Annotated in this window: 1 protein-coding gene and 2 pseudogenes; 2 read left to right on the top strand and 1 reads right to left on the bottom strand. The window is 59.5% G+C overall.

Features of this window, described 5'->3' with window-relative positions; translation table 11 throughout:
- Positions 1 to 18: 18 nt before the first annotated feature.
- A pseudogene (locus tag MZTS_RS18915) lies at positions 19 to 327 on the top strand (phosphate-starvation-inducible PsiE family protein); the annotation flags it as partial.
- Between the two features lie 481 nt (positions 328 to 808).
- Positions 809 to 1402, top strand: a complete 594-nt coding sequence (locus MZTS_RS18910; RefSeq protein ID WP_003603269.1) for a recombinase family protein — start codon at positions 809 to 811, stop codon at positions 1400 to 1402.
- 82 nt (positions 1403 to 1484) lie between these two features.
- On the opposite strand, the pseudogene MZTS_RS18905 reads toward MZTS_RS18910, so the two are convergent.
- Positions 1485 to 1931 (bottom strand): annotated as a pseudogene (locus MZTS_RS18905) (IS5 family transposase); the annotation flags it as partial.
- Between the last annotated feature and the right edge of the window lie 232 nt (positions 1932 to 2163).

Here is a 2163-nt window from a genome sequence, read left to right as displayed (position 1 = left end):
CAATCTCCCGCATAGCTCCTCGATTACGCCACCTTCCAGGTGGTGTTCGGAATGATCTTCACCGTTGTAATTGCGCTCGAGTTCAAGCGCTCCCTTCTTGTGGCGACAGAACGCAGCTTCGGCGTTCTCCAGGTCCGCACGATCGTGCTGATCGCGCTCCTCGCGATCGCGCGCAAATTTATCATCCTCGACCTTGGCGAGACGGAGCCAGCCAAGATTGCCGCCCTCGCGGGCGCGGCTCTTGCGCTCGGAGCAGTCCACTGGCTGGTGCGCGATCAGGACCGGCGCGAAGAGCCCGGTGCTAAAAATGCCGAAGGCGATCAATGAGCCGAAGCGTTTTCGTTCGACTTGTTTCATCAACCTCTGCCGCACTCATCATCTTAATTGTTTAGCAGAAATTTTTTATCATGCCGAGCGTTGCGCTGGTCGGTTTGCCGAGCCACGCGCCGTCGCTTCCCGCGGAGACTTGGCGGCGTTCGAACAAAGCACCATCACAGTTTTCAACGCCACTCGAGACAGTGCGTCTCCATCGCGACAACCGAGCGTATAGTCGATCCCTAAACCCGGAGTGCCTATGACGGTCCGCGTGGGAACGGCTCGCGGTTCATTTGGGACGAACTCTAATCAATTTTTCGGCCCACTCATATGCTCTCTAATTGAAACCAACACGCTCTCGAACTCGGCGTCATCTCGTGTCCAAAAACGAGCGATTGCGTACAGGGGTAAAACTCCCTGTCCACAAATTATCTTGACATGATTTCGAACAAATAAGATATTTCGGACAGCCTATTCGGACGAAATTGACCTCATGCCACGCACCTTTGCCTATGTCCGCGTCTCCACGATCGGGCAGACCACCGAAAACCAGATTCAGGAAATCGAGGCCGCCGGCTTTCACGTCGAGCCGCGACGGATCGTCACCGAGACGGTTTCCGGCAGCACGGCCATTGTGCAGCGCCGTGGCTTTTCCCGGCTCATGGACAAGCTGGAGTCCGGGGACATTCTCATCGTGACCAAGCTCGACCGCCTCGGCCGTGATGCGATCGATGTCAGCACCACCGTCAGGACGCTGGCCGAAATGGGCGTAAGGGTCTATTGCCTCGCGCTCGGCGGGGCCGATCTCACCAGTTCGGCCGGTACTATGACCATGAACGTGCTCAACGCCGTCGCCCAGTTCGAAAGGGATCTGCTGATCGAGCGGACGCAATCCGGCCTCAAGCGCGCCAAGTCGGAAGGCAAGGCCCTCGGCCGTCCTTCGACGCTGAGCGATAAACAGAAGCAAGATGTGCGCGGCGATCTCACGACGGGGATGAGCGTTTCGGCGATCGCACGGAAGTTCGCGACCAGCAGGCAGACCATTATGCGGGTTCGCGACGAAGGTTCACGGTCCGTTCGACCTTAGCGTGTGTGGGGGAACAAAGCTTGTTCCGACCCCAAGACGCAGGGCTGCGCGCTGCCCAGGACAGCACCGCCTTGACGTTAGGTCATGTTGACAAATGGCGGACCCATAGGCGGATCGAGGTTATGTCGATGAAGGCCAGGAAGCTTTCTGCGGTTTTGTCGTAGCGAGTGGCGACGCGGCGGGCGTTCTTGAGCTTGTTGAAGCAGCGTTCGACGAGGTTGCGTCGCCGATAGAGGGTGCGATCCACGGCAACCCGCAGCTTGCGGGATTTGCGCATCGGGATGATCGGGACGACATTGCGCGCCTCCATGGTTTTGCGAACATTGTCAGAGCCATAGCCGCGATCCGCTAGCAGAACGGCGGGCTCTGGCAGGTTGTCGCCCATGACCAGATCGAAGCCCAGGTAGTCCGATGTGTGGCCCGGTGTGATGTCCGATCTCATGGGGAGGCCCGCGCCGTTGACGCGGAGGTGGATCTTGGTCGTGAAGCCACCTCGCGAACGGCCGAAAGCTTGTCGCGGAGTCCCCCTTCCGCCCTCACATTGACCACCGAGCCGCGCGCCAATGTCGAACGCTATGACGCCCTGCGCCGGGCCGATGAGGTGCGCCATGCGTCATAATCCTGCGAGCGGGGCCATCGTGAGCTATGCAGGATTTTAGGTGACGGAGGCGGTCAGGCGGCGCGGTGATCTGGGCTCGCGGTGACCTCGGTCCCGTCCCGGAAGAGTAGACCGGCCCAGACCTTTGGTAACTGGTTTTGGT

The organism is Methylorubrum zatmanii (assembly GCF_014845115.1).
GTDB classification, from domain to species: domain Bacteria; phylum Pseudomonadota; class Alphaproteobacteria; order Rhizobiales; family Beijerinckiaceae; genus Methylobacterium; species Methylobacterium zatmanii.
The sequence above is the reverse complement of the archived record's forward strand: the minus strand, read 5'-3'. Positions and strand labels throughout refer to the sequence as shown.